This is a genomic window from Clostridium psychrophilum, from assembly GCF_018861705.1.
Lineage (GTDB): Bacteria > Bacillota > Clostridia > Clostridiales > Clostridiaceae > Clostridium_AD > Clostridium_AD psychrophilum.
The window spans coordinates 1-3,007 of the sequence record NZ_JAHLEC010000195.1 but is presented as its reverse complement, the minus strand read 5'-3'; the positions used below and the strand labels follow the sequence as shown (position 1 = coordinate 3,007).

6 protein-coding genes are annotated in these 3,007 nt (G+C 24.5%); all 6 read left to right on the top strand.

The genetic code is table 11. The annotated features are described in order from the left end of the window. The first annotated feature begins 198 nt into the window (after nt 1-198). The 6 genes from KPL38_RS18770 (at nt 199) to KPL38_RS18745 (ending at nt 2,901) form a co-directional block, all read left to right on the top strand. Nucleotides 199-363, top strand: coding sequence for a hypothetical protein (locus KPL38_RS18770; protein ID WP_216290659.1), 165 nt, complete (start codon nt 199-201; stop codon nt 361-363). Then, nucleotides 345-587 (top strand): hypothetical protein, encoded by a 243-nt coding sequence (locus KPL38_RS18765; protein ID WP_216290658.1) that lies wholly within the window; start codon nt 345-347, stop codon nt 585-587. The genes KPL38_RS18770 and KPL38_RS18765 overlap by 19 nt, the downstream gene beginning before the upstream one ends. A gap of 163 nt (nt 588-750) precedes the next feature. Continuing rightward, nucleotides 751-1,035, top strand: a complete 285-nt coding sequence (locus KPL38_RS18760) for a hypothetical protein (protein WP_216290657.1) — start codon at nt 751-753, stop codon at nt 1,033-1,035. Between the two features lie 222 nt (nt 1,036-1,257). Further along, on the top strand, nt 1,258-1,692 hold the full coding sequence (locus tag KPL38_RS18755) for a hypothetical protein (RefSeq protein ID WP_216290656.1): 435 nt from the start codon (nt 1,258-1,260) through the stop codon (nt 1,690-1,692). A 317-nt stretch (nt 1,693-2,009) separates the two neighbouring features. Beyond that, nucleotides 2,010-2,408 carry a hypothetical protein gene (locus KPL38_RS18750; RefSeq protein ID WP_216290655.1) on the top strand — a complete coding sequence of 133 codons (399 nt, stop codon included), beginning with the start codon at nt 2,010-2,012 and terminating at the stop codon, nt 2,406-2,408. 88 nt (nt 2,409-2,496) lie between these two features. Beyond that, complete coding sequence (locus KPL38_RS18745) at nt 2,497-2,901, top strand: hypothetical protein (protein WP_216290654.1); 405 nt, start codon at nt 2,497-2,499, stop codon at nt 2,899-2,901. Nucleotides 2,902-3,007: the final 106 nt, after the last annotated feature.

Here is a 3,007-nt window from a genome sequence, read left to right as displayed (position 1 = left end):
TTTGTTAGAAGAATAGCAAAAATAAACGTTTTTTTATTGAAAAACTTTTTCAACTCTTTTTACGGTGGAAGTTAACTCTGCAAAGTGGAAGTTACTTTTTCAATTCACCATCATTTAGAAATATTTAATTAATCATCGTTTCTTTACGTATGTAATAAAACTTTTTACATAGGAATAATATTGTAGAGAGGTGAAAAAATGGTGATTGATAATGAAAGAGAATTTGATACTGATAAAGATGAGTTAATCTGGACTAAAATTATTACTATTTTCCCGTTAACTGCTAATAACAAAAGTACACATTTAGTTAAATATTATAAGACAGGTCTAATGAAGAATATTATGTGTTTGAGTATGTTATAGCGGATAATAATGGTAGTATAGTAAATGATTTTAGTGGATATCAATGGAGCGAAATTATAAAACAAATTGATTTTCCAGTTCATTGTTTTATATATTCTCAAAGTATTGTTAGCAAAAATTATTTTAAATTAGTTACAATGGGTAGTTCAATCAAGATAGATATACAAGATTATTACAAAAATGAGCAGGAAACATTAATATATGAGATAGAGCATCGTAAATGAAGCTCTTTTTATCCAACAATTAGGTATATATTATGGATTTGTAGATAGAAGGGATTAGGAGTGTTTATTAATTTAGATATCAACGTTATTGACAATAACATATATAAATAGAAGGAATTTACTTATTGAATATAGAATTGTTATTAAGGAGATGATTTAAATAATGAACAGGAAATTGGATACATTAAAAATATTAATGAAACTAAATTTAGATGACAACATACCAATGAAGCAGGATTTGGGTTTAAACAATTGGGAGTACGGAGATTTATTAGATAGTATGATAGATAATAATCTAATTTCTGGTAATAAGTCACAACGTAGCAATTCAATGAAACAAGAGAAAAATAGTAGCAATGATGATAGGGTTTTATTAGGATTTGGATCATATAAAATTGAAGCGAAAGGTATAGATTGTTTAGAAAATAATTCAGAAGTTTTAAAATAAGAAAGCAACTATTAATTTAGTTGCTTTTTCAATTTGGTTCAAGAAAATGCCAAGCTACTTATACAAGAAGTTATTTATAAATAAACAATCTATGAGGGTTGATTAAATGATTATTGATAATGAAATAAAGTAATAACTAAAATACTTGAAATAAAGGTATATGATTCCATATGTAGAATTATGTAGTATATAGTGGTTCTATAGAGGGGAGTGAAAGAACAAATGAATTGTAAAGAAGAAATGGATTGGAAAGAGCAACTAGCTTTGCAGTTTAGAAAATTAACAATTGATACTAATATTATTAGTAAGGCAATGCAAAATTTTGTTGATATTTTTAATGGAAGTTTGGACAAATATAATGTAAAAGATGTTCAAGCAACAACGGATTCAAAAAATTATATTGAAATAAAAGGTTATAAAAAAATTAAAATAAGTTATTATGATGATAGAATTACTTTTAGCAGCATTGATAAAAATGGTCGAGATGATATGGTGTATATGAATTTGATGATTGTTAAAGAATTAGGGAGATATCTAATTGTTTATGTTAACGCTAAAGAAAGTAACCCACAATTGAAAGATTTTATTGATGAAAATACTATTGATGAAATTTTTAAAAATTTAATTCAAGCCAATATACAAGTTACAAGGATATAAAATTTATTAAGCCATTAGTAATTAAGAGTATTCATTAATTTGAGTACTCTTTTACATGTTTAAAATCTAATTTACATTTTATTGTTATTTATGACATCAAAATGACACAAATAGTTGTTATTATAAATATATAGTAAGTAACTAATAATTGAATTTTTTAATTAGAGTCCCCCTTTAATTAAATATATATAATTAGTAAAAGACTGGTTAAATTTTATTTAGCCAGTCTTTTATTTCTTTGTATGAATTAGTGTTTCTGTTTTTTTTATTTGTAATAAAACCATTTATAGTAGAATAATATTTTAAAGGGTGATATTATGAAAATTGATAATCAAGAAAAATTTGATACTAAGAAAGATGAATTAGTATGGTCTAGAATTATTATCGTTTATCCATTAAGGGCAAATAATAATAAAAGTATACATATAGTAAAATATTATAAAACTAAATCTGACGAAGAATATTATATATTTAAGTATATTACTGCTGACAATAATGGTCTTAAGATAGATAATTTTGATGGGTTTCACTGGAGTGAAATTATAAAACAAATCAATTTATCGGATTATTGTTATATATATTCTCAATTAGGAGAGGATAAAGAGCATTTTAGATTTGTAACAAGTGGGAAAATAATTAAAAAATATATACAAGAATATAAAAGAACATATGAAAAGGAAGAGTGTACTAGAATATATGTGTTAGCACATCATTAATTATGTCTTTTTATCTTTTACAAAATAGCTATTAATTATATAAACTGTGTTATGCTTATTGTAATTATTTAAAAGAGGATGTGTAAATATGGCTACCGGTTACATTATAAATACAAACAAAAAATATTACTTTAATTGTGAGCCAGAAATGATTCAAGGGAAAAAGTGTTCAGCTTATTATTCACCATGGAAAAATGATATTGATAAAATTATAGCAAATGATTTAGTTTTTTTATACAGTAATAAAGTAGGTATAATAGCAAGAGGGGCTGCTTCTGGGATACCAGAAATTAAAGATTTTAATGGAGATATTGATGAAGAACATTATATGGAGTTGGGTATGTTTAAAGAATTAGCTATACCATTGAAAGTAAATCAAATAGCTGAAATACTTAATCATAAGATCGTACTTAATGAAGTACAAATGAAATTAGATTATGATGATGCATTAAAACTTTGGCAATATGCAACGAAAAATTGTATTATTATATAATATGATTATCCCACAAAAAGCTTGTAATTACTTCCAAACGTAGTAATTATGATATAATAATATCAAAATCAGTACGTAGAGGAGGATTACTATGTTTTGCAAAAAT

Bases quoted from the DNA above. Each gene is read 5' to 3' on its own strand.
- KPL38_RS18760 (WP_216290657.1), top strand. From the start codon at position 751: ATGAACAGGAAATTGGATACATTAAAAATATTAATGAAACTAAATTTA.
- KPL38_RS18750 (WP_216290655.1), top strand. From the start codon at position 2,010: ATGAAAATTGATAATCAAGAAAAATTTGATACTAAGAAAGATGAATTA.
- KPL38_RS18770 (WP_216290659.1), top strand. From the start codon at position 199: ATGGTGATTGATAATGAAAGAGAATTTGATACTGATAAAGATGAGTTA.
- KPL38_RS18755 (WP_216290656.1), top strand. From the start codon at position 1,258: ATGAATTGTAAAGAAGAAATGGATTGGAAAGAGCAACTAGCTTTGCAG.
- KPL38_RS18745 (WP_216290654.1), top strand. From the start codon at position 2,497: ATGGCTACCGGTTACATTATAAATACAAACAAAAAATATTACTTTAAT.